Source organism: Pararhizobium sp. LjRoot235, from assembly GCF_964254145.1.
In the GTDB taxonomy this organism is placed as follows: Bacteria; Pseudomonadota; Alphaproteobacteria; order Rhizobiales; family Rhizobiaceae; genus Pararhizobium.
Genome location: NZ_CAXUSP020000002.1, coordinates 659024 through 682428, shown reverse-complemented (window position 1 = coordinate 682428; position 23405 = coordinate 659024). Strand labels below are relative to the sequence as shown.

The following is a 23405-nucleotide window of genomic DNA, read 5'->3' as shown; positions in this document are numbered from 1 at the left end:
CTAAATCTTTGAGCGTAGCCCCCCATTCGAAAGGATGAGGCCTGCGCGACGCACCAGTTCGATCGGGTTGCGACGCGCCAGCTCAAGGGAACGTGTGAGCCGGCTGAGGCCCCATGCCAGGTTGCCGGCGAGGCGTAGCGGAGCGCCGGAGACAGGATGCCTGACCGTATAGATGCGCCTCCAGTGCTGGAGGCGGGGCATCGGGCGCCCTGCGGCGTCTGCCGGAATCTTCGTCCCAAAGAAATGGTGCAAGGTCAGCAGTTGGGTGTCGAGCGCATTCCGGGTGGTTTTGTTTGGCATTGCCGTGCGCAGCGCCGCCCAATCCAACTGTTCGCTTTCGGCGAGTTGTGCCAGATCGTGCAGGTGCCGCAGATCGATTCTTCCGCGCCAGTAATCTCCTTCCTTGAGGAGGTCATGCATGATCCAGTGCATTGCGCGGGCCTCAAGGGAAGGAATCTTCACCCGAAGGCCATCCCGTTGGACGGGCTGGGGGCATCCGAATCCGTCCGGCCGATACGGCCGGAGTTCCAGGATGCCCGCATCCTGCAGACGCGCCATGCCACGAACGTCCGGCACCTCACGATAGCCAAGCTCTTCGAGGCAGGCCTTGGCGGCAGCCTCCTCGCCCGCTTCCACGGCGATATCGAGATCGCTCGTCATCCTGCTGGGCAACCGGCCGGGCGGGGAAACAAAGAGCGGAACGGCTCCCTTGAGCAGAATCGGAACGATCCCTCGGCTGTTGAACGCGGCGACGGTCTCGATCAACTGTGCCCTCAAGCTCAGGTTCCGGTTCCGATTGCAGTCATCGATAAAGGCAAGATAATCGCGCACGTCGCCTGGCAGCCGCTCGATCTGGCCCGATTGGGCGAGCGAGGAGAATAGGGCGGGCGTGAGCAGCGTGTGGTTCGCCAGTGCGATCAAGGCTTGCCAGTCGACATCGGCGACGAGGTGCCCCTGAAGGCCGGAGACCAGGGCGTCAAGAGCGGTGTCGGCACGCATCACCGGCAAGCTCCCCGGATCAATTCCAACGCATCTTCCAGCGAGGAATAGGTGAGGGAGCAGGTCCTGGCCGATCCAATAACCTGTGTCAGCACTTCGAAGGCGGTGCTGCCGAGATCTCGGCCGGGCGCAAACGCACCGTTGAGCAAGCCGCGCAACGCACCGACCGCATCGACCGGATCCAGACTGGGACGGGAGCCGCGGTCGCGGTTAAGCAGGATCACCCAGCCTATGGCTCGGGGGGCCTGCGACACCGGCGAAAAGTGTTTCGGCACGATGTAGCGCACTCGCTTGCCATCGGGGCGCCTGAAGATCGGTGCTGCAGCGAGCTCGGGATAGTATCCGGCAAGAAGAGGCCATGCGCCGGGCTTGACGCCGGCGGCGAAGGGAAGTCCGATGCCAAGCCCGCCGCAGTTCAAAAGGGTCACATCATCCGAGACGAAGCCGAAGCCCGATTGGGCCAGGGCCAATGTCAGCGTCGTCTTGCCTGCACCGGGATCGCCGCAGAGCAGGATCAGGCGTTCGCCTGAGGAGAGGGCGGCTGCGTGGAGTGCAAGTTCATAGATGCCATGCTCGAGCGCTTCGGACAGCAATTCCCCCTTCAGCACGGTGGGGATCTCCTCGGGGGAGCAGGTCCGAAGCCAGTCACTATTCCGGAACACGTGGATCCGATCCCCGTGCTCGACCAGTTCCAGGAGAGTGTCGGTGGCCTCCGGCTGGACTTCGAGGTGCCTGAAGACGGTGATTGCCGGAAAGACATGGGTCGCGGGATAGACAATCCGGATGCGACGGTCCGCCACGGCCACCGTTTGGACCACATGCTTGTGAAGCGAAGCGGAGGCCGATGGTGCGTGTGGCCGGATCAGGCCCAGGCGCTCCCAGTCCCTTAGCGCGGTTTGAACGTATTCTTTCGCATCGAGGGCATCAACGTGACCGCGCATGATCCTGCGCGGGATAGCATCCGGTGAAGCGCCTTCCTGCAACGAGCGCCAGATGTCGGCGGCCGTGTCGTTAAGGGCGAAGATGGCGCGCTGGGTTGGGCTGAACAGGATGTTCTGCCCACGGATGCGCACGAGCCGGGCCTGGGTCACGAGGCCCGCCGCCACGCCATCAGGGGAAACTTGCACGACAGCTCCTTCATTCGCTTCTAGTAAGGTCATCGTCGTGGCCTCCTCCGTGCCTTCCCGCGTCATAATTGCCGACCGCACCCCGTGTCTTCACTCTGCCGGCAGCCGCGCCAGAGGGGCAAAAATCATGGTGCACCCCAACTCGGCCTCACAAAGCCGGTAATCCGCTTGAGAAATAGCACATTTGAAAGTCTGTAATCAGCGGGCCGATCCGTCTAATCCGTCGTAAGCTCGCTCCACTACGGTGGTATGCGCCTGCGCCTTTTTGCAGGGTTGATCGGCAAAAAGTATCTATCTGCTAATCACTTGCTCCCAGCCTGTTACGCTCTAGTGCTGATGGCACGCAGGTCCGCGAACCTGATACATTCTCGGGTGGCTGGCGCCTCGGTGTGCAATGTTCATGGATGTTCGCGACAACGGGTGGCGGAACATGGATGGTTCACGGGCATGAGCGCGGCCATGCAAAATTGTTGATTTTATTTGCTTGTGGCGGCCCATCTGCATTCAGAGGGTTGAGTATGCTAAAAATGGAAAGTTCGGTTGCGGAACCGCTGGACAGCCAGGATGCGCGTAGTGCACGTTGGTATGTGGTTCAGACGCACCAGCACTGCGAAGTCCTGGCCGAACGACACCTGTCGTCTCAAAACTTCCGAACCTATTTGCCGAAAAGACGGCGAACTGTCCGGCATGCGCGCAAAATCAGACCGGTTTGTTCCGCATATTTTGAAGGTTACCTGTTCGTATCATTCGATATTCGCGAGCAAAGGTGGTCGCCAATCAATTCCACCGTGGGCGTTCGCAAGCTCGTCATGACAGATTGCGCGCCGATTCCGGTTCCATTCGGCGTCATTGAGACTCTCCTGTCAGCAACCGATGACGAGGGGTTCCTGCACCCGAAGAGTCTTTTGGAGCCAGGGCAGAAGATACGGGTCACGAATGGGCCATTTACGGACCAGCTTGGTACTTTGGATTATGTTGGGCGGTCTGGAGCAGTAAGAATACTTATTGATGTTATGAATAGATCCGTTCCTATGTATATTGATAGGGATCAATTGCTTATAACATGAATGTTAATGTAGAGTATTGTTCTTGTTTGGTATAGTTTCTATTGGTGTGGGGGCGCAGTCACACGACTCACCCTAAGTGCGGCAGCTTGCGAAGAAATCCGCAGTAGACGTCCCCTTGGCAAAATGGCCACACATGCGCTTCATGCAGAGATCGCGAAGCGAAGCCCGCCCGGACAAGCACATTACCGTCACTCCTTCGAACACGGCGCGCGCCATGGTCGGCAAGCGGCCCGGGAGCACGATATGAACCCACATCAGGTAATCGCTGGGCGCCGGAATCTGACCGTGGATGCGGCGGACAAGCAGAATGACGTACCAGGTATGGACCTAGCTGGCTCGGACGCAATCGCGCCGTTGCACGCAGCCGATACGGCTGCCGCGTTTCCAGTGGCGGCAACCTTGTTTCGCGCCCTGGATGAGGCAGGGGTGAGATACGGGATTATCCAGGATCTCGCGAGCCTGCCTGAGGCGGTCGCCGGCTGCGACGATCTGGATGTGCTCCTCGATAAGCAGGACTACCCGATGTTCTGTTCGATAATGGCTGAGTTGCATGGTCGCCGCGGGGTAAGCCTCTCTTGCTACGACAATGTTTGCGCCGGCAGAGAGGATTGGTTCGTTGCCGATTTTTCATGCGGTGCCTATCTCCATCTCGACCTCCACGTCGGAATTCGTGTCGGCTGGGAGTTTCGCAAGCGCTACCTGGCTTTCGATCATGCGGCGGTCGGGCGGTGGGAGCATGTATTCGTTGGGGGGATTTCCATCCCCGTCGTCTCCCCTGAGGACGAGGTTCGGATATCGATCGCCCGCTTCGCGTTCCGTCTGTGGACGCTTCCGTGGAAACGTTGGGTGGCGATACGTGGCAGTCGCAAGGAGCAACTTGCGCGCCTGTCCCCCGCCCCCGGCGAACCGAATTCCTACATCATTGAATACAAATTTGGCCGTGGCAGAAGCGTCAGCTGCAGGATTCGGCCGAGCGAGGACGGTATTCTGGTGCACAGCGGCGACCTTGCAAGACTGAGGCTTTCGCTCCGGCAGAGATGCGGCTTCTCGAGAGCCAGCGGTATCGCGGATGCTGCGGTTCATTTCGTACGCAAGGCCTCCTATCTCGCCCTGAGGCTCGCAGGTCGCGTCATGCCCGGCGCCGTACCGCCAAAACGGTGGCCCTGGGCCGGCGGGGTCGTGGTGGCGCTCGTCGCTCCGGACGGACTGGGAAAGAGCACGCAGGTCAGCCTGCTGACACGGATATTTCGATGGAAGTTCGGCTGCGCCCAGGTTTATGTCGGCACCGGCGAGGGAAGAGGATGGCGGTTGCGCAAGGGGCTGCAGCGCCTGGCTTTTTACCGCCGGCGCGAGCTCAAGGCGATGATCCGGACCGAGGGCCGGGAAAGCCGCGCAATGGGAAGGATACTATCGGTCGGTTTGGCGCTCTGGGGAGTTCTGATCGCAATCGAACGGTACGCCGTTGTGAACCGTGCGCATCGATGGGCAATGCGCGGCATGATCGTTATCAGCGACCGCTGGCCACAGAAGCTTCGGCACGGATATCTGGACGGGCCGATGATACCGCCAAATCTCTCATCCGCGCCTGGCGTGGGCATGCTGGCGCGGCTTGAAAAGAAGCTATACGAGCGGATGGATTCTTGCAGGCCGCATCTGACGCTGCATCTCGTCTCCGATTATTCGGTTTCCGAGGCGCGAAAGCCCGGAGAAATTACCAGGGAGGGGTTCGACGCGCGGCTGGCACTCATGGCCGAACTGCGGGCCTTGGACAAGGACATCAGGACCATCGACGCCAGCGCTAGCGCTGAGAGTGTCAAGCGGGAGCTCTTCAAGGAGATCTGGTTCTCCTTGTAGAAGGCTTCGCCGCTTCGCAAAGACGCCTCATGAGATGCAGCGCGCGCGCGCTCATCGATCTAGCCTTTTCAGGGACGAAAATGATCCCCTGCAAAGCCGGGCTGCAGCGCATTCTTGAAATCCGGACCTTCCTTTTTCGACCCGCGGGCTCCCGGTCGAGGCGTCGTCTCAGGCACACAGGTTAGCGGAGGTATTCGCAAATGAAGATCGTGCATGTGTTGACCCGACTGCTTCGCGGCGGTTCCGAGGAGAATACTTTGGCGTGTTGCAGCGCGCAGGTAAGGCGCGGCCATGCAGCAGGTCTGAGGTCTATTCGAACGTCCTCTTCGCGCTCTTTGTCGAAATACTTGCTGCTTTGATGGGCGATCATTTCGATGCCACCGATCCGGTCCAAATTTTCATGCGCGATGCCCGCAAAAGACAAGGGAGATAAACAGGTGCGGCGAATCGCCCGGCTCGGCACGGGCGTGGGCTTTGTCTTGCTGCTGTTTGGATTTGCCTGGTTCGTCCAATCGCGGTTTCTTGATCTTCTCGTTGCAGTCAAGGCGCTGTCGGAGCCCTTGGGGATCTATCTTCCCGACGGTGTCGAACCCGGGGGCGCGGAGCTCGGCATCTTGGATCTCATCCCTCCGGCTTTGACGATGTTTGTCGGAACCGCACTGGTGGTTCCGGCGGGCCATCTGCGCGCGGAGCCTCGCCTCGCAGAGCCCGGTGGATCGGCGCTGTTGCGAGCCGGATGGCGCCGGAAAAGGCCGCGCTATAGCCGTCGTCGACGCAGCCTCACAAAGTGGCAGACTGCCGGTATGGTTCTGATCTTCATCGCTCTCGCGCAGGCCGGACCTTTGGCTCTGCTGTTGCCTCATCAAATCGGCGATCCCGGCGGTAGCGCGCTTGCGGCCCTGACGGGGTACCTGCCCGATCCTTTGTTGTTTCAAGACCTGCAGAGCGCAGCGGACGGGCTCCCGTTCTGGCTGATGATCGGAAGTCTCGGCCTGTTGCTGTTATTCGGGCCGGCACGGCGGAAGCGGACGGGACCCTCGCCACAGCCATCGGCGGCTGCGCGGCCCATTTCCCTTGCCGGTAAGCCGGCAGCGGGCTCGGAACTGGCCAGCGCGCTTGGCTCCTGCAAGGGAGCGCTCGCCGGTGTTGCGGCGTTCAGTGGCGTGAGCAACATCCTCATGCTGAACGGTGCGCTTTTTATGCTGCAGGTTTATGACCGCGTGTTGCCGAGCCGCAGCGTTCCGACGCTGGTCGGCCTGGCAATACTGGCCGGCATTCTCTTCGTCGGGCAGGCCATCATCGACCTCGTGCGTGGTCGCATCATGGCCCGCATCGGCACCGAACTGGACGAGGCGGTCTCCGGACGTGTTTTCACCGCGATAACCAGGCTGCCCCTCTTGGTCGGCTATCAGGGCGACGGGCTGCAGCCGCAGCGCGATATCGACAGCATCCGCTCCTTTCTCTCGGGGCCGGGACCCAATGCGTTCTTCGAACTGCCGTGGCTCCCCTTCTATCTGGCAATCATCTGGAGTTTCCATCCGGTTCTCGGGATAACCGCCATTTGCGGCGCAATCATACTGGTTCTCCTCACAGCGACCACCGAGATACTCACGCGCAGGCCAGCGAGCGCGGCGGTCTTGACGGGCGCCCGCCGCAATATCCTCGCCGAGGCGAGTCGCCGCAATGCGGAGGTCCTCGCGGCGATGGGGATGGGGAGGCGCCTCCATGACCAATGGCGGGACGCAAGTCGCCAGTGCCTCGCCCAGCAGCAGCGTGTCAGCGATGTCACGGGCGGCCTGGGTAGCGCTTCGCGCGCATTGCGGCTGATGCTGCAGTCCGCAATGCTAGGCGTAGGTGCCTGGCTCGTGATCCATGGCGAGGCGACCGCCGGGATCATCATTGCAGGTTCGATCCTGGTGGGCAGGGCGCTTGCCCCCATCGACCTTGCCATCACCCATTGGCGCAATTTCGTGGGTGCACGCCAGAGCTGGCGCAGGCTCGGGCAACTGCTCGCCCGCCTGCCCCAGGACGTGCAGCCAATGGCGCTTCCGGCACCGAGATCGAGCTTGACCGTGGACCGGCTCGTGATCGGCGCGCCAGGGACGCAGCGGGTTGTTGTCCAGGGCATCGAGTTCAATCTGGATGCCGGCTCGGGGATCGGCGTCATAGGACCAAGCGGCTCCGGCAAGTCGAGCCTCGTTCGCGCGCTGGTCGGCGCATGGCGGCCCCTGGCGGGGCGGGTAAAGCTGGATGGCGCGGCGCTCGATCAGTGGCCATCGGAACAACTCGGCAGACACGTGGGCTATCTGCCCCAGGATGTCGAGCTTTTTGCGGGGACGGTGGCGGACAATATTGCCCGCTTCGACCCGTACCCGGACCCTGGCGTCGTCGTTGCCGCCGCCCGAGCGGCGGGCGTCCATGATCTGATCGTCAGCCTGCCCAACGGTTACGAGACCCAGATCGGGGAAGGCGGCGCCGCTTTGTCGGCGGGACAGCGTCAGCGTGTGGCGCTCGCGCGCGCGCTCCACGGGAACCCGTTCCTCGTTGTCCTCGACGAGCCGAATTCCAATCTCGACGTTGAAGGCGAAATGGCGCTTGCCGAGGCGATCCGGGGGGTCAAGGCCCGCGCCGGGATTGTCGTGATCGTGACGCATCGACCGAACATCCTCTCTGAGTTGGACTTCGTTCTGGCGATGAAGGAAGGACAGATGCACATGATCGGGCCGCGAGAACGGGTCCTGGCAAAACTCTTGCCATTGCAGCCGGCCAACAACGCCAACCCGAAGCCCGTTTCGATCTCGCCGAAACGGCCGAATTGACAGCGCTCGAGAAGAGGCAGGCGCAAAGATGGCAGATATTCGGTCGACGCACTGCAACCGGCGGTCCATTCGACGCAATCTCATGGGAGGGGTGACGTTCATCACCCTGCTCGCCGGCATCGTCGGCGGCTGGGCCGCAACCGTGGACATTTCGGGCGCGGTCATCGCGCATGGCGCGGTGGTCGTCGAGGATAATGAGAAGAAGGTGCAACACTCCACCGGAGGTATCGTCGGCGAGATCTTCGTGCGTGACGGCAACCACGTAAATGCCGGCGATGTTGTGGTCCGGCTTAGCGACGTTGTTCCCCGTGCCAATCTCGCGTTCGTGACCAAGAGCCTGGACGAGCTTTACGCCCGCAAATCCCGTCTCGAGGCCGAGCGCGATGGCGGCGAAGAGATGACGCTCGCTCCATTGCTTGTGAGCCGGATGGGCGTTCCCGAGGTGGCGGCGCTGGTTGCCGGCGAAAAGCGACTGTTCGAACTTCGCCGGATCGCGCGATCCGGCAACAAGGCACGACTTCACGAAAGGATGGAACAGTACCGCAAGCAGATCGAAGGCCATTCGGCCCAGGAAGTGGCCAAGGCTAGGGAGATCGAGCTGGTCAACAATGAGCTCGACGGGATTCGCAGCCTCTTTGAACAGAAGCTGGTGCCGATATCCAAGCTGACGGCTTATGAACGCGAAGCTACGCGGATCGAAGGCGAACGGGCCCAGCTTGTTTCGAGCATTGCGCAGACAAAGGGAGCGATCGCGGAAGTGGAGCTCCAGGTCCTGCAACTGGATAAGGAATTCTCGAGCGAGACGGGACGCGAATTGCGCGAGGTCGACGCCAAGATAGCCGAGTTCGAGGAGCGAAACGTCACGGCCGAAGATCAGCTGGCGCGCATCAATATTCGTGCTCCTGCGAGCGGTACCGTTCATCAGTCGATTGTGCACACCGTCGGCGGTGTCATTGGTGCCGGGGAACCGATCATGCTGATTGTCCCTGATGCTGACGCCCTCACGGTCGAGGCAAAGGTGGCTCCGCAAGACATCGACCAGCTTCTGGTTGGCCAAGCAGCCCTGCTTCGGTTCACCGCCTTCAATCTGCGCAGCACGCCTGAGCTTATCGGAGTGGTCTCCAGGGTCGCCGCCGACATCACGCGGGATCAGCGCACCAACGAGAGTTATTACGTGGTGCGCATCACCCCGGGTCCGGAGGGATTGCAGAGACTCGGCCAGATAGCGCTCGTTCCCGGCATGCCGGTCGAGGTTTTCATCCAGACCGGTGAGCGCAAGGTGCTCTCGTATCTGATGAAGCCGTTGACGGATCAGATGATGCGGGCTTTCCGGGACCAGTAGATTAAGCGGTTTGTCGCGCCGGATCCTGTTTCAGAAGTCATTTGAAGGAGGATTTTGCCAATGATGCCAACGAAGCTATCCCCTCGGCTCCGAAGCCTGTCGGCTGGTCTTTCTCGATGAAACCATCAAGACGAATATGGCGCCACTGCGGGGCTGGGCGCCGCGCGGCCGGCGGTTCGCTGCACCGGTCCCGCACGGCCACTGGAAAGCCATGACCTTCATCGCTGCTTTGCGCTGCGACCGTATCGATGCGCCTTGGGTCGTCGACGGGCCGATCAACGGCGAGTTCTTCACCCTCTATGTCCAGAAAGTCCTCGTGCCCACGCTCGCCAAGGGCGACATCGTAATCAATCTCGGCAGCCACAAGGGATAAGCCGTGCGCCGCGCCGTCAAGGAGGCACGCCTCTTCTTCCTGCCGCCCTACAGCCCGGACCTCAATCCCATCGAGCAGGTCTATCTTGGAGCGGCTGGATACGCATTGCACTGCGTGCCTGGTGGCATCGTATTCCATATGAGCGCGTCCGATAAGCAGCCCCGCCCACCGGCTCTCGGTCCTGCGCGAGAGCTATTCCACTGTGACGGATTTTGCCAGATTGCGCGGCTGATCAACGTCGGTGCCCATGTGCACGGCGGTATGATAGGCCAGCATTTGGATCGGCAGGGCGTAGATGATCGGCGCTATGATCTCCGGCATGTCTGGCAGGATGATCGTTTCCATCGTCTTCAGGCTTGCCTGCGTGGCCCCCTTCCGGTCGGTGATCAGAATGATCCTGCCGCCGCGGGCTGCGACCTCCTGCATGTTGGAGACAGTCTTCTCGAAAATCCGGTCATGCGGCGCGATGACAATGACAGGCATGGTTTCATCGACCAACGCGATGGGGCCGTGTTTCAGTTCGCCCGCGGCATAGCCTTCGCCGTGGATATATGAGATCTCCTTGAGCTTGAGCGCGCCTTCCATGGCGAGCGGATAATTGGTGTCGCGCCCCAGATACAGCACATGCCGCACCTGCGTGAGTTCGCGCGCGACCTTCTCGATCTGCTCTCCGAGCTTGAGCACCTGGCTGGCGAAACGCGGCGCTTCCGACAACTGGCGGATGAGCCGCTTTTCGTTTTCCCCGCCGATGGTCCCCCGCACTGCGGCCGCACGTACCGCGAGCGCTGCAAGCACTGAAAGCTGGCAGGTAAAGGCCTTGGTCGAGGCGACGCCGATCTCCGGCCCGGCAAGCGTCGGGAAAATGCAGTCAGATTCGCGCGCGATCGTCGATTCACGGACATTGACGATTGCGCTGATCGGAATGCCGGCGCTGCGGCAATAGCGTAGCGCTGCCAACGTGTCGGCAGTCTCGCCGGACTGCGAGATGAACAGGGCTGCACTCGACTTCGACAGCGGCATTTCCCGATAGCGGAACTCGGATGCGATATCGATATCGATCGGCAACCGCCCCAGGCGTTCGAACCAGTATTTCCCGATCAGGCCGGCAAGATAAGCGGTGCCGCAGGCCGAAACCGCCATACGGTCGAGCTTCGCGAAATCGAATGGCAGATCGACCGGCTTGGCCTTTCCCTGGGCGAAGTCGAGATAATGCGCAAGGGTATGCGAGATCACCTCCGGCTGTTCATGGATTTCCTTCTCCATGAAATGCCGGTAATTGCCCTTGTCGACCAGGAAGGAGGAGCCGATCGACCGCTGCCGCTTACGTTCGACCGGCGTGCCGCTGATGTCGAATATCTGCAAGCCGCCACGCTGCACGACCGCCCAGTCTCCATCCTCCAGATAGGTGATAGAATCGGTGAAGGGCGCGAGCGCGATGGCGTCGGAGCCCAGATACATCTCGCCTTCGCCGTGGCCCACCGCAAGCGGGGGCCCGTTGCGCGCCCCGATGATCAGATCCTCGTCTCCACGGAACATGATTGCCAGCGCGAAGGCGCCCTCGAGCCGCTTCAATGCATTGTGTGCGGCCCCGACCGGTTTCGTGCCGCGCGCCAGTTCGCGCGAGATCAGATGGGCGACAACTTCGGTATCGGTTTCCGAAGCGAATTCGAAACCATCTGCGATCAGTTCCGCGCGCAGTTCCGCGAAATTCTCGATGATGCCATTGTGGACAATCGCCACATCCCTGGAAAAATGCGGATGGGCATTGGTCTCGTTCGGGACGCCGTGCGTGGCCCAGCGCGTGTGCCCGATGCCGATCGTGCCGCCCAGTGGTTCGGCCTGCAACCGGCGCTCGAGGTTGACCAGTTTGCCTTCCGCACGTCGGCGGGCGAGCTGCCCGCCCTCAACAGTGGCGACACCGGCAGAATCGTAGCCGCGATATTCCAGCCGCTTGAGAGCGTCCACGATAAGTGGCGCAACGGGCGAGTGCCCGACAATCCCGACGATCCCGCACATTTTACTTGCCTTAAGCCTTCCATTGCTAGTTTTCGACGAACTCGGAAGCTGCGACCGACATACGAGGGTCAGCGGTCATCCGCGGACCGCTGTCCGGTAGCAGGATCCAAAACTGCACCCGCAGGGCATCCACCAGAGCTGTCATTCCGACCCCGATGACCAGTGCGAGCAACATCAACTCAAGCCTATGGCATTGTGTTCTCCTGGCCGGCACGCTTCAATTTGCCTGTTAGGGCTATTGCCGCAGCCACATGGGTTACTTGACTTTCTGACCGCGGTCCGAAGCAAGTGGCACGGCCTTGGCGGGCCTGTTGTGTCTCTATCGGTCGGTGCAAAACTGGAAGTCGCGCCGACGAACCTGGCTTCGCTGAAGCAGATCATCGAGGATGACGACGCCGTGGAGACCGACGCATTTACCTTGAACCGATCGAGCCGCTCTCTTCCCGGATTGCCAGATTGGAAAAGGCGCTCAAGTCGGAGTGGGAAGCACTCCGAGAACGCAGCCCAATTGATGTCCATGCCTGGAATGTGACCGATCACGGCGATGGTGATCGAGGCTTTCCCTATGGCGACATTCCGCAAAGGTCGAGAATTGTGGCCTGATTGGGGCTCGTGCCCAAACAGCGACGGCGAGCGCTTCGCCGAATTGCCGGCCGCTGCGCCGGTCGTGGATGCACCGCTGGCCACCGAACCGAAGGCGAACGTCGTGCACTATCATGCCTTTGCGCCGGACCCGGGAGGTGCGTCGTGCGTCATGATCCCGCGAGTGCGACCAAGGTGATCGGAAACGCCGCAGGTTAGCCATACTCCGCTAATATACGAATTGGGCGGCTGCAAATCACAGCCGTGTATTGCCTCCCCACTCACTCCTGGGGAAATAGGGAAACTGGAGAACTTTCATAGTGACTACAATTACGCTGACCGGAGACTACGGCTCCAAACCTTACAAGGCTTCCGGCCTTGCCGCGGGAACTCTGATCGATGCCGAAAATGCATCCTGGACACAAGACAACGATGGGAGCGACGGCAGCCCGTACCCCTTTATGGTCTACGACTCACCGGGTGCGATACTTGATGGCGGCACGATCAACGGCAAAGTCGACATGACCGGTGATTGGCGTGACGTCTACAACGACGGCAACTCGGCTGGCATCAGGACAGAGGGCACGCCAGGCGTCGTGATCCGCGACTGGCATATCACGAATACGTGGGACGCTGTCCGCGTATCTTGGGACAGCCCTAACTTCCTCATCGAGGACGTCTGGGTCACCAACGCCCGCGACGACGCGGTCGAGAACGACCGCCTCCAGACGGGCACTATCCGTGACAGCCTTTTCGACGGGGTGTTCGGTGGCATCAGCGTAGACCCATCGTCGTCAAGCCCTGTCGACGGCCATAACAACACTGTCACGCTTGACGGCGTGCTGATGCGGATGCAATCTTTCCTTTACGAGGGTGAGATGACGCACTCCTCGATGATCAAGACCGACTCTGCCACGGACGGCGAGCTCACACCGAACCTGCGCTTCATTAACACGGTCTTTGCCATCGAGGACGTTGAGCACCACAGCTACCGCAGCATGCAAGACGCTTGGAACAACACCGTCGAGTCCAGAGGCAACGTCTTCCTGAATCTGTCGGACACACCGCTCCCGGACGACTACCCGATGCCTCCCGAAGGGTGGACGGTCCTGCAGGGCCAGGCGGCGCGCGACTATTGGCAGGAGGCCAAAACCGAGTGGATCGAGCGACACAGCGGTGAAGAAGGCATTACCCCCGATTCACCTGCCACCGAGCAGCCTACGACCACCGACACAGGCACGGCTACCGGTACTGGCACCGACACGGTCACGGTCACCGATACCGGTACGGGTACCGATACTGGCACGTCACCGACTGTTTACACCGGCACCGAAGGCGATGACACTTTGCCTCTCACCGGAAAAACCAATGCGGGCAACGAGACCTACAACGGCCTCGGCGGCAGCGATCTGCTCAAGGGCGGTGCCGGCGCAGACACTCTTGATGGCGGCGCAGGTATCGACGCAGCAAGCTATTCCGGATCATCGGCTGCCGTGAAGGTCAGCCTTGGGGCAGGCACTGCTTCCGGGGGCCATGCCACGGGCGACAAGTTCACCGGTATCGAGAAACTGCTCGGTTCCAGCTACGGCGACACCTTGCAAGGTGACTCCGGCAACAATGTCCTGAACGGCGGCGCCGGTGCCGACAAGCTCGACGGCGGAGCAGGTTCTGATACCGCCTCCTATCTTGGCGCTCAGGCCGGCGTTACAGCAAGCCTTGGCAATGCTGCGAACAATACCGGCGACGCCAAAGGCGACGCTTATGTTTCGATCGAGAACCTGTGCGGCTCGAGTTTTGCCGACAAGCTCGATGGCAACGCAGGTGCCAATACGCTTTCGGGCGGCGCCGGTAATGATGTCCTGAAGGGGGCTGGCGGTAACGACGCGCTTTATGGTGGTCTCGGCGCGGATGATCTGGTGGGCGGCTCGGGTGCCGATAGGTTCGTCTTCAAAGCGGCGGCTGACAGCACGTCTGCTTTGACGGGCCGGGATACGATCTTCGATTTCTCGGGCACCGGCGGCGACAAGATTGATCTTGCGGACATCGATGCCAATTCGGCAGCGTCCGGCGATCAAGCGTTTACCTACCTCGGTACTGCTGCCTTCACTGGCAAGGCCGGCGAGCTGCGTTACGTCAAGCAGGCCTCCGACACCTATGTTTATGGTGACACCAATGGTGACAGGAATGCCGATTTCGCCATCCATCTGGATGACGCGGTCACGATGTCGAAGGACTACTTCGTCCTGTAACGTGATGAGGCCGCCTCGTGCGGCCTCATATCCCTGCATGTAATGACCCGCGATAAGCCAAAGGCGACCGATCAGTCGCCTTTGGCTTTCAGAACACCGGTTTGGTCATGAGACGAGCGCGGTTTCGTGCCGGAAAGATCAGAACAGCTCTGCTATGCGGCCACAACGCGTGCCGGGCGCGCCGCTGCTTCGCAAACGGGATCCAACCCCGCGTCGAACTCGATCGGCCGGTCTCCCAAAGCGAAAAAATGTTCGATGGCCCGAACGGACCGCATCGCGGCTTGTCCATCGCCGTATGGGTTTACGGCGCGGGCCATTTCCTGATAGGCTTGCCGATCCGTCAGAAGGTTTGTCACTTCGCCAACGATACGATCCTCGCTCGTGCCGACCAGCCGCACGGTACCGGCGGCGACCGCTTCCGGACGCTCGGTCGTTTCGCGCATGACAAGGACCGGCTTGCCAAAGGTGGGAGCTTCTTCCTGTACGCCGCCGCTATCGGTGAGCACGATCGAGCAGTCGCGCATGGCTTTGACGAAGTCACCATAATCGAGCGGCTGCGTGATCAGCACATTTTCGAGCCCGGCAAGCGGAGGAAGCAGAACCTCGCGCACCGCGGGATTAAGATGGGCTGGAAGGAGAAAGGCAATCTCCGGAAATATCCTCGCAAGCCGCGCAATGGCCCGAGCGGTCTGCGCCATCGGCTCGCCCCAGGATTCACGGCGATGTGCTGTTATTAGAACGCTCCGCCTGCCCCTGATCCGTTCAAGGTCGGGATTTTCGTTCGGCTCGTGTCGCGGCCCGACACCTGCAACAGGGCATCAATGACTGTGTTGCCGGTGACGACGATATCGCGTTCATCGATGCCGTCATTCAGGAGATTGAGCTTCGAGGTCCGGGTCGGCGCCAGGGCGACGGTTGATTTCTTCGGGAAAGGGATTGTGGCGATCGCCGGTTCTCAGTCCCGCCTCGAGGTGGATCAGTGGAGTTTTCCGGTAGAACGCGGCCAATGCAGCGGCAAAGCAGCTTGTTGTGTCGCCTTGGACCAAAAGCGCATCCGGTGCTTCAGTCTCGATGACGGTCGAAACTCCAGCGAGGACGCGGGTGGTAACACTTTCGAGGCTTTGTGATTGCGTGATAATATTGAGATCATGGCTGGGCTGGATACCGAACAATCGGTTGACCTGGTCAAGCATTTCGCGGTGCTGACCCGTAACAGCGACGATGGGCCTGCAATGGCTTGAACGAGCGAGTTCGCTGATCAACGGCGCCATCTTGACCGCCTCCGGGCGTGTGCCATAGACAATCAGTATCTTACGCATGACAATCTCCTTTTGATCCAGTGTTGACAGATCATCGGATCGAGAGGTCGTCGGGTTGCATTTCGCCGTCAAAAACGGGACGTCACTGGTTGGTGTGCCCGCACCTGTTCAACACGGCGCCAAGCACCTTGGTTCGCTCCGACAGGTACCGCTCGCAGTCATCCACTTCGTCGAAGGTGCTGCGTTCAGCCGCCGCGACCAGGATGGCGCAGTCCACATTTGGCAGAAAAGCCGTCACGTCGTCGCTGGAAAGAACGGAGGGCATGTCGAACAGGATCACGTCCGGTTCCAGCTTCAGTTGCAGTTCCTGCAATATCCTTGCCGCTTCCAGGGACTGGAGCAATTCCGCTGAAAACTGCACGGGCTGATAGTTCGTGCCAATCGCCAAATTGTCGCCATAGCGCAGGAAAAGATTGTGCGTGGCAGCGCCGCCCCTCAAAAACGCCTCCATCGACGCTGGTGCTTTGACGCCAAGCATCTCGCCGATCGCCGGTCGTTTTAGATTGAGATCGATCAGCAGTGTGCGGCAATCCGTCTGGTGGGCAAGGCTGAATGCCAGATTAAGCGCGACGAGCGATTTTCCGCAAGCGGGTGTCGGCGATGTGATCGCAACAGAGGTCCAGTTGTTTTGCCGCAGGTTCTGCAACACTCTCGTCCGCAGCATGTCAAACGGGGCGTGCGCGGGATCAGTGCGGTCTATGGTGACGATACGGCTCTGAAGGATCCTCTCGGAATCGAGGGCAAACGCCGGCAAGTTTTCCCAGGCGATTTCACGTCCAAGCCGCGTGCAGGCCTGAATTGCCTGCTCCGTGAGCCGGTCCGTGGTCTGAAAACGCCGGGTCTCATGCAATGGGGTCGGAACCTGTTTCATGATTTAAACTCTGATCCTGATGACAAACACCGTTCGCACTTGGCCATGTTGAAATGATACATTGGACCTATCTGTCCGACGCCGGAGAGCATCTCCTGAACAGGAGCATTTGACGGTATGGCGATGGGGTTGGACACAATGAAGGAAATCGGGATCACCCCAGTGGCAAGCATTGCCGCCATGCGGCGCCTGGATTTGACAGGTTGGAGCTTGTCAGGGGTTCCGATGTTCGGAATTATGGCCAATGGTTGCGATTGAAGCAGCCGCTCCAACTCCACGGGCCTGCGGATCGTTTTATTGAGCACTTCGAGCAAAACGACGAACGCCAATCCCAGTCCGATTCCTGCTACGGCGCCGAGGCCGATTATTCGGTTTCGTTTGGGGCTGATCGGGCGGGCAGGTGGAGTGGCAGCCTCGAGAAGCGAGAAGCGTCCGCCATCCGAACGCATCTCTATCTGTTCGCCGGTCAAGGCTTCCGCCCGCCTTGCGATGGCGGCATTATACTGCGTTTGAACGTTTTCCCGGTTCCGCTCGAGCGAATTCAGAACGACCTCACTTGCCGGTGTTGCAGTTATCGAGTGGGTCAACATTTCTATGCGCCGGGCGACCGACGTCTTTCCTGATCGAAAAACTGCAACGTGCTTCCAGCCCGGTCAGTGCGTTGCCGCTGATTTCTGCCCAGGAAGTTTAATTTCAATATGATTAATATTCGATTAATCAAGGGCTTCCGGATCAAAAGATCAAATACGAGAACGGATACGACCCTCCTGGCGCGGATTTATTATTAAACTTTTGTGTCAGGTCAGCCCGATTGTTCTTACCAAAATCATACTGTTGGAGGATTTATGTCGAAGGGAGAGCTACAATACTCTTTGCGGCTTGTCCCGCAGCGCATTCCAGATCGACAGACGATCAAGTCGCGATTTCTTTATTTCGCGGCAAAGCGCACGTTTGATATCGCTATGACGGTGTTGGCAGCGCCATTTGCACTCACGATTGTCGGGATATTTGCGTTGCTGATCCGCATGGATGGCGGCAAGGCCTTCTACTGCCAGCCGCGCGTCGGCAAGGGAGGAAGGATATTCAATCTATGGAAGCTTCGCACCATGGCCCCCGACGCCGAGCAGCGGCTGCGAGCACATCTAGCCGCCGATCCCTCGGCAAGGGTGCAGAATGGGAGACGATGCAGAAGCTCAGAAATGATCCACGCATCACTAGGCTGGGTAAATATCTGCGCAAATACTCTATCGATGAGCTCCCGCAATTATTGAACGTACTTGTTGGGGACATGAGCCTTGTTGGTCCGCGCCCAATGCTTCCCGAGCAGCGGCAACACTATCCAGGCACCGCCTACTTCGATTTGCGTCCCGGGTTGACTGGGCTTTGGCAGATCAGCGAGCGCAACGGCTGCACATTCACAGAGCGAGCGCTGCATGACGCGCGGTATTCCGGCACCATGTCCTTCAGCACCGATTTGTGGATATTGATGAGGACGCCCGCTGTCGTGCTGAAAGGAACCGGCATCTAACAAAAAGCAAAGCAACCATCTGTCGCTGGTTGCTTTGCCGAGGTTGTCCCACAAACCGCGCGTCAACTTCGAAAGTCCCGGTCGAAGCCGACTGATCAGATTTCACGCCGCTGGATGTTGCCCTTAATGCTCACTTCCATTCGCACCTTCAACCGACAGTGGGAAGAGATCTTTAATCTTGTAGGCCACTTCGGTTCTGTTGGTCGCCTTGACCTTCTTCATGATGTTCCGGATGTGAACCTTTACGGTGCTTTCCCGCAGATTCAGTTCGTAGGCGATGATCTTATTGGCTTTCCCGCGTCTCAGCGCCTCAACCACTTCAGCCTGCCGTTCCGTGAACATGCCGGCCAAGGGGCGTGCAGCAGGACTGCCTGATTCAATCGCCTGGCGCATTGCCAATACGCTACTGGCCGGTACGAAGATGCCCCCTGCCATTGAAAGCGCTATTGCCTCGATACAGACGTCAATGCTGACCGAGGATGGAATATAGCCCTTGGCTCCGCATTCGAGCGCCTTCATTATCTGCGAGAGTTCATCGGTGTCGGCCAGCACGATAATCGGCGCCTCCAACGTGGAGGAAAGCCTCCGGATTTCCTCGCCAACGGCTGGTTCGGCGATTTTTTTGCCGCCTACGTTCAATAGAATTGCGGCCAGCGGCGGGTAGTCGTGGCGCTTGCGCTCCCATTCACTCATCGAGCCGAATGCCAGGACGTCCATGTCCATCTTGTGGGCAGAAATGCAATAGGCAAGGCATTGGCGATCAAGCGCGCGATCGTCGATGATTAGAAGCGAACGCCCGCGCGGGAGCGCATCGTGCTCGTTATCGTTCAACGTATGGGATGGGTCGACGGCTGTTGTGTGGAAAAGGCTGTTATGTGCCGCCTTGCCATTCGTCATCATCAGCGAGTTCATCGGTAACTTACTCCCTTAAAGACACATGCTTACTTGTCCCGATTCAAATCGAGACGTCACAAAGCGCATGCGCTAGCCCCAGTTTTTATTGCAGGCCCCGAGCCTTTTTTATACATGATCAATAAACGAAGAGTTCTATGCGTATTTGCTTATATTAACCGATCCTTACGAGATTGCCTAGCGTTAGAGTATTTTTTGTGAACGCGTTGTTTTTGAAGAATAAATTGTCCTCTCACCTAATTGAGGTAAGAGATTATCCCTAAGAATACCCCCTATCTTTTTGGGGGATCCGATTGCTGCCCTTCCCGGGGGTTGTCGCAAACATTTCACACGTCGCGAATGGCCAGAACCCGCCGATTGATGATAATGCGATCCGCTTCAGCCACGTTCGAGCCCTTGAAATTACCCTTCGACCCGGCCGGCAATCTGACTTGATGCCCGCGCCAAGAAGTTGCTCGCAAAGACGCGATCCTGCGCCGCCGGCGACAAGAACACGTTTCCGATCTTCTCGTCGCCGGAGCACAAGTATTGTCACCCTGTATTGCCCCTGATGAAGGGTTGTCGCAGTATTACGCAGAACAAACTCGACCGCCTCCATCAATCATACAGAGTGACGCAACTCAACGTTCGCAGAGTAAGTCTACAAATATATCGTTTGAAAAATGAATAATGTTAAAAACGTCTTTTCGATCTCTACATTCTTCTGTTGTGGCCATGATCTATTTAATACATCTACCAGGCGTCGATGTCGTTATCCTCGCATCCTGATATTTATCGCCCCGTGCATTTCTACTCCAAATGGCGTACAGCCGGGTCCTGACAAGGCGTAGGCCGGGCGAAGCCGCGACAAAACAACGGATCGCCGGCAGTTCTCCTCGACGCCATCTACAACCTCTTTTCCGTCTACAAATCTAAGAGCCTGACTCGAAAAGGTTTCAACAATATCCGTACCTTGCCAAGCGTCGTGTCAGGACCCGGATGTGGGCGATAGTGATCCAGGCCTCGGCTGATGCGACGGACTTTTCCCAATCCTTCGCCAATCGTCGGCATCTGCCAAGCCATGCGAAGGTGCGCTCCACGACCCAGCGACGAGGCAGAACCTCAAAGCCCTTGGCCTTGTCGGTCCGCTTGACGATCTGGAGAGTGAACGCAGCGATCTTTTGCAGTGCGCCCTTAAGCTTCGGTCCGGCATAACCACCGTCGGCGAAGATATGTCTCAGCCACGGCCAGCGCTTGTGAATGGTTTTGAGGACGGCAGGCGCGCCGTCGCGATTCTGAATATTGGCGCTGTGAACCATGAGCCCAACCATCAGTCCGAGCGTGTCGACGACGATATGACGCTTGCGTCCCTTGATCTTCTTGCCCGCGTCATAGCCCGAAATTCCGCCGCTTTCCGTGGTTTTCACGCTTTGACTGTCGATCACGCCCGCAGACGGCGAGGCTTCCCGGCCTTCCAATTCACGCGCCTCCATCACAAGATGATGGTTGATCCGACCCCATAACCCTGTCGCTCGCCATTCGTAGAAATAGGACTGCACAGTGGTAAAAGGCGGAAAATCCCTGGGCATCATCCGCCACTGGCACCCCGTCGTGGCAATGTAAAGCAACGCATTCACGACCTCGCGAAGATCGGTGCTGCGCGGCCTGCCCAACCGCCTCGGTCCAGGCAGGCAAGGCGAGATCAATCCCCATTCCCGGTCCGTCAGATCGCTTGCATACCGCATTGCGCGTCGGGCATATTGCCGACGGGTGAAATCAGTCCAGCCCATTGTGGTCTCCGTTCGTCCTAAGCAAACAAACAGAATCACAACTGGCTGATTTCACTCAACTCATTTTCGGTCAGGCTCTAAAGTTCGCCGCATGATGTCTGCTAGGTTTTTGGCAGAAGCGTCTTGGTCCATTTGCAGGGCCGGTGGCTCCTGGTAATGGCGTTCAACGAAGGCGCGAGTATCGGCCTCAAGCTGGCCGACCGAATTGTGCGAACCACGTCGCAGCGGACTTGCGGGTCAGTTCGACAAGCTAACGTTGGACCTGGTCGATCGCGAACGCCGACATGGGGGTGAAGTGGATATGATAATGGGGCAGACGCGTGTGTCAGCTATGACTGACCAGTGTGGTTTTGTGAGCGCCCACGATATGGTTTACGCACTACAGCACGATGCCACATGCCGCCCATGTCACTACGATATAGGTGTTCTACGCCTTTTGTGGGCATTTCATACTTCTAGCCTTTTCGCTAGATTTAGAGACCATAAGAATGCGGGCGGCGTCGGCATGAATCCGACCAACGAAAACACAGTATAATGGAAACATATTGTTGTTGCTGTTCAGGCAGTCCTGCAGGGGTATTACAGTGGCCAGTTTAGACCTAAGCGACGAGTTAGAATTTCGGTATTCAGGACGAAGAGTACTTGTAACTGGAGGTGCAGGATTTCTAGGATCGCATCTTTGTGAAAAATTACTCGAGCTAGGAGCGGACGTAATTGCGGTTGATAATTTCTATACGGGGCAACGCCGCAACATAGCGCATCTTCTAAGCAATCCATACTTTGAGATACTTAGGCATGATATTACATTCCCACTTTATATCGAAATAGACGCTATATTCAATCTTGCCTGTCCCGCCTCGCCCGTGCACTATCAGTACGATCCAGTCCAGACAACGAAAGTTAGCGTCCACGGCGCTATAAACATGCTTGGTTTAGCAAAGCGCCGGAAGTGTAGAATTCTTCAGGCCTCCACGAGCGAGGTGTACGGCGATCCTTCAATCCATCCGCAACCCGAGACGTATTGGGGCTCAGTTAATCCAATCGGCCCTCGCGCTTGCTACGATGAGGGAAAACGGTGCGCCGAAACTCTTTTCTTTGACTACTGGCGCCAGCACAAACTTCCTATAAAAGTCATGCGCATTTTTAACACCTATGGTCCGCGTATGCGACTGGACGACGGTCGTGTAGTGTCGAATTTCATCGTGCAAGCACTAAAAGGACTGCCCATTACTGTGTACGGGGACGGGTTGCAAACACGTTCATTTTGCTATGTTGATGATTTGATTGACGCTATGCTTCGGCTCATGGCGACACCGGAGGATATAACCGGTCCGATTAACGTTGGAAACCCGGAGGAATTCACCATGCGGCAGCTTGCGGAGTTGATTGTTCAGCTGACCGGAAGCAAGTCGACAATCGTCACCATGCCTTTGCCACAGGACGATCCTAAACAACGGCGTCCAGATATTCAGGTGGCGAAACAAATTCTGGGGTGGAAGCCGCACGTCTCGGTTTCCGACGGTCTCGCTGAGACTATCAAGTATTTTAGAGATGCACTCGCCTCTGACCTGAAGGAACCGAGTAGGGATGTTTTTGCTAGGCCGTAAACCCATTAATTTACTTGGCGTTGCGCGCGCCGCGTGATTCAAGGCTTCCAAATGAGGAGCTTTGATGACACGCCGCCGCTACGAACTCACGGACCATGAATGGTCGATTATTTCGCCACTGCTTCCCAACAAGCCGCGCGGCGTTCCTCGTGTTGACGACCGGCGGGTCCTGAATGGCATCCTTTGGCGGTTCCGAACAGGCTCGCCGTGGGCGGAAGTCCCTGAACGTTACGGTCCACCAACCACCTGCTATAACCGCTTCGTCCGCTGGCGAAAGGCCGGTGTCTGGGATCGGCTTCTTGAAGCTGTTTCAGAAGCTTATGATGGCGACATCGTCATGATCGACTCGACCTGTGTCCGCGTTCACCAGCACGCGGCCACGGGAAAAAGGGGGATCGAGACGATGGTGGCATGGGACGTTCCCGCGGCGGGCTTACGAGTAAAATCCACGCGCTCGTCGATGCCGAAGGTCGGCCAGTAACGCTCCGCCTGACCGGCGGGCAAATTGCCGATTGCACTGAAGCCGATGCGCTGACGGAAGGCCTCCGCGAAGGTGACATCCTGCTTGCAGATAAGGGTTATGATAGTAACGCCATCAGAGCCAAAGCGGCTGCGCGCAAAGCCTGGGCCAACATCCCGCCGAAAGCAAACCGCAAGGGCTCCTTCTCATTCTCGCGCTGGGTTTACAGGCAACGGAATCTCGTGGAAAGATTCTTCAACAAGATCAAACAGTTTCGAGGCATCGCCACACGTTACGACAAGCGCCCAGAAAACTACCTTGCCGCCGTCAAAATCGTCGCGACAAGGATCTGGTGTCAGAGTTTATGAGTCGACGCCCTAGAAGGCGTGAGTCGGTCTGATATCGGCCCAAATCCATCCTCTTGGGCCGGATTGGTCGTCTTTTGTGCTGGTACCGCATGGGACACCGGCTGGTATCCGGCGGAGAGGCATATTGCGACGCGAATTGCTTC

17 protein-coding genes and 3 pseudogenes are annotated in these 23405 nt (G+C 58.6%); 10 read left to right on the top strand and 10 right to left on the bottom strand.

The annotated features are described in order from the left end of the window. On the bottom strand, window positions 1-999 hold the full coding sequence (locus tag ACSQ2Z_RS23960) for a nucleotidyltransferase family protein (RefSeq protein ID WP_436083710.1): 999 nt from the start codon (window positions 997-999) through the stop codon (window positions 1-3). Next, complete coding sequence (locus ACSQ2Z_RS23955; protein WP_436083709.1) at window positions 999-2192, bottom strand: PqqD family peptide modification chaperone; 1194 nt, start codon at window positions 2190-2192, stop codon at window positions 999-1001. Before ACSQ2Z_RS23955 ends, ACSQ2Z_RS23960 begins: the two co-directional genes overlap by 1 nt. A 338-nt stretch (window positions 2193-2530) precedes the next feature. Between ACSQ2Z_RS23955 and nusG the strand changes: the two genes are divergently transcribed. The 5 genes and pseudogenes from nusG to ACSQ2Z_RS23930 form a co-directional block, all read left to right on the top strand. Beyond that, window positions 2531-3193, top strand: a complete 663-nt coding sequence (nusG, locus tag ACSQ2Z_RS23950) for a transcription termination/antitermination protein NusG (RefSeq protein WP_436083708.1) — start codon at window positions 2531-2533, stop codon at window positions 3191-3193. A 243-nt stretch (window positions 3194-3436) separates the two neighbouring features. Further along, on the top strand, window positions 3437-5047 hold the full coding sequence (locus ACSQ2Z_RS23945; RefSeq protein ID WP_436083707.1) for a hypothetical protein: 1611 nt from the start codon (window positions 3437-3439) through the stop codon (window positions 5045-5047). A 1067-nt stretch (window positions 5048-6114) separates the two neighbouring features. Then, a complete protein-coding gene (locus ACSQ2Z_RS23940; protein ID WP_436084140.1) occupies window positions 6115-7866 on the top strand; it encodes a type I secretion system permease/ATPase in 1752 nt (583 codons plus the stop codon). A gap of 28 nt (window positions 7867-7894) precedes the next feature. Then, window positions 7895-9208 carry an HlyD family type I secretion periplasmic adaptor subunit gene (locus ACSQ2Z_RS23935; RefSeq protein WP_436083706.1) on the top strand — a complete coding sequence of 438 codons (1314 nt, stop codon included), beginning with the start codon at window positions 7895-7897 and terminating at the stop codon, window positions 9206-9208. Between the two features lie 91 nt (window positions 9209-9299). Next, a pseudogene (locus ACSQ2Z_RS23930) lies at window positions 9300-9665 on the top strand (transposase); the annotation flags it as partial. Window positions 9666-9773: 108 nt separating this feature from the next. Here the strand turns inward: ACSQ2Z_RS23930 and glmS are convergent. Beyond that, on the bottom strand, window positions 9774-11597 hold the full coding sequence (gene glmS, locus ACSQ2Z_RS23925; RefSeq protein WP_436083705.1) for a glutamine--fructose-6-phosphate transaminase (isomerizing): 1824 nt from the start codon (window positions 11595-11597) through the stop codon (window positions 9774-9776). A 902-nt stretch (window positions 11598-12499) separates the two neighbouring features. On the opposite strand from glmS, the gene ACSQ2Z_RS23920 reads away from it, so the two are divergent. Beyond that, window positions 12500-14428 (top strand): calcium-binding protein, encoded by a 1929-nt coding sequence (locus tag ACSQ2Z_RS23920; RefSeq protein ID WP_436083704.1) that lies wholly within the window; start codon window positions 12500-12502, stop codon window positions 14426-14428. 152 nt (window positions 14429-14580) lie between these two features. Here the strand turns inward: ACSQ2Z_RS23920 and ACSQ2Z_RS23915 are convergent, their stop codons facing one another. The 4 genes and pseudogenes from ACSQ2Z_RS23915 to ACSQ2Z_RS23900 form a co-directional block, all read right to left on the bottom strand. Further along, the gene (locus ACSQ2Z_RS23915; protein ID WP_436084139.1) at window positions 14581-15186 is read right to left on the bottom strand and encodes a UDP-N-acetylglucosamine 2-epimerase; all 606 of its coding nucleotides are present in this window, start codon (window positions 15184-15186) and stop codon (window positions 14581-14583) included. Further along, a pseudogene (locus ACSQ2Z_RS23910) lies at window positions 15162-15621 on the bottom strand (UDP-N-acetylglucosamine 2-epimerase). The gene ACSQ2Z_RS23915 and the pseudogene ACSQ2Z_RS23910 overlap by 25 nt, the downstream one beginning before the upstream one ends. A gap of 208 nt (window positions 15622-15829) precedes the next feature. Beyond that, window positions 15830-16618 carry a CpsD/CapB family tyrosine-protein kinase gene (locus ACSQ2Z_RS23905; RefSeq protein WP_436083703.1) on the bottom strand — a complete coding sequence of 263 codons (789 nt, stop codon included), beginning with the start codon at window positions 16616-16618 and terminating at the stop codon, window positions 15830-15832. Next, window positions 16615-17208: a hypothetical protein gene (locus ACSQ2Z_RS23900; protein WP_436083702.1), complete on the bottom strand. Its 594-nt coding sequence runs from the start codon at window positions 17206-17208 to the stop codon at window positions 16615-16617. Before ACSQ2Z_RS23900 ends, ACSQ2Z_RS23905 begins: the two co-directional genes overlap by 4 nt. A gap of 255 nt (window positions 17209-17463) precedes the next feature. Between ACSQ2Z_RS23900 and ACSQ2Z_RS23895 the strand changes: the two genes are divergently transcribed. Both ACSQ2Z_RS23895 and ACSQ2Z_RS23890 read left to right on the top strand, forming a co-directional pair. Then, on the top strand, window positions 17464-17889 hold the full coding sequence (locus ACSQ2Z_RS23895) for a sugar transferase (protein WP_436083701.1): 426 nt from the start codon (window positions 17464-17466) through the stop codon (window positions 17887-17889). Beyond that, window positions 17802-18146 (top strand): sugar transferase, encoded by a 345-nt coding sequence (locus tag ACSQ2Z_RS23890; RefSeq protein WP_436083700.1) that lies wholly within the window; start codon window positions 17802-17804, stop codon window positions 18144-18146. The genes ACSQ2Z_RS23895 and ACSQ2Z_RS23890 overlap by 88 nt, the downstream gene beginning before the upstream one ends. A 123-nt stretch (window positions 18147-18269) precedes the next feature. Here ACSQ2Z_RS23890 and ACSQ2Z_RS23885 read toward each other — a convergent pair whose 3' ends face one another. The 3 genes and pseudogenes from ACSQ2Z_RS23885 to ACSQ2Z_RS23875 form a co-directional block, all read right to left on the bottom strand. Beyond that, a complete protein-coding gene (locus ACSQ2Z_RS23885) occupies window positions 18270-19058 on the bottom strand; it encodes a LuxR C-terminal-related transcriptional regulator (RefSeq protein ID WP_436083699.1) in 789 nt (262 codons plus the stop codon). A gap of 935 nt (window positions 19059-19993) precedes the next feature. Continuing rightward, complete coding sequence (locus tag ACSQ2Z_RS23880; RefSeq protein ID WP_436083698.1) at window positions 19994-20827, bottom strand: IS5 family transposase; 834 nt, start codon at window positions 20825-20827, stop codon at window positions 19994-19996. A 119-nt stretch (window positions 20828-20946) separates the two neighbouring features. Continuing rightward, a pseudogene (locus tag ACSQ2Z_RS23875) lies at window positions 20947-21146 on the bottom strand (IS630 family transposase); the annotation flags it as partial. A gap of 265 nt (window positions 21147-21411) precedes the next feature. Between ACSQ2Z_RS23875 and ACSQ2Z_RS23870 the strand changes: the two are divergent. Next, entirely contained in the window at window positions 21412-22434 is a 1023-nt protein-coding gene (locus tag ACSQ2Z_RS23870; RefSeq protein WP_436083697.1) for a UDP-glucuronic acid decarboxylase family protein, read from the top strand. Window positions 22435-22498: 64 nt separating this feature from the next. Further along, a protein-coding gene (locus ACSQ2Z_RS23865) for an IS5 family transposase (protein ID WP_436083264.1) occupies window positions 22499-23262 on the top strand; the annotation gives its coding sequence in 2 pieces (ribosomal slippage) (window positions 22499-22814 and window positions 22814-23262; 765 coding nt in all). The last annotated feature ends 143 nt before the right edge of the window (window positions 23263-23405 follow it).

What these genes read in the sequence shown, in the direction of transcription:
- ACSQ2Z_RS23960 (WP_436083710.1), bottom strand. Translation starts at nt 999, where the DNA reads ATGCGTGCCGACACCGCTCTTGACGCCCTGGTCTCCGGCCTTCAGGGG.
- ACSQ2Z_RS23955 (WP_436083709.1), bottom strand. Translation starts at nt 2,192, where the DNA reads ATGACGCGGGAAGGCACGGAGGAGGCCACGACGATGACCTTACTAGAA.
- nusG (WP_436083708.1), top strand. Translation starts at nt 2,531, where the DNA reads ATGTTCGCGACAACGGGTGGCGGAACATGGATGGTTCACGGGCATGAG.
- ACSQ2Z_RS23945 (WP_436083707.1), top strand. Translation starts at nt 3,437, where the DNA reads ATGAACCCACATCAGGTAATCGCTGGGCGCCGGAATCTGACCGTGGAT.
- ACSQ2Z_RS23935 (WP_436083706.1), top strand. Translation starts at nt 7,895, where the DNA reads ATGGCAGATATTCGGTCGACGCACTGCAACCGGCGGTCCATTCGACGC.
- glmS (WP_436083705.1), bottom strand. Translation starts at nt 11,597, where the DNA reads ATGTGCGGGATCGTCGGGATTGTCGGGCACTCGCCCGTTGCGCCACTT.
- ACSQ2Z_RS23905 (WP_436083703.1), bottom strand. Translation starts at nt 16,618, where the DNA reads ATGAAACAGGTTCCGACCCCATTGCATGAGACCCGGCGTTTTCAGACC.
- ACSQ2Z_RS23900 (WP_436083702.1), bottom strand. Translation starts at nt 17,208, where the DNA reads ATGTTGACCCACTCGATAACTGCAACACCGGCAAGTGAGGTCGTTCTG.
- ACSQ2Z_RS23895 (WP_436083701.1), top strand. Translation starts at nt 17,464, where the DNA reads ATGTCGAAGGGAGAGCTACAATACTCTTTGCGGCTTGTCCCGCAGCGC.
- ACSQ2Z_RS23890 (WP_436083700.1), top strand. Translation starts at nt 17,802, where the DNA reads ATGCAGAAGCTCAGAAATGATCCACGCATCACTAGGCTGGGTAAATAT.
- ACSQ2Z_RS23885 (WP_436083699.1), bottom strand. Translation starts at nt 19,058, where the DNA reads ATGAACTCGCTGATGATGACGAATGGCAAGGCGGCACATAACAGCCTT.
- ACSQ2Z_RS23880 (WP_436083698.1), bottom strand. Translation starts at nt 20,827, where the DNA reads ATGGGCTGGACTGATTTCACCCGTCGGCAATATGCCCGACGCGCAATG.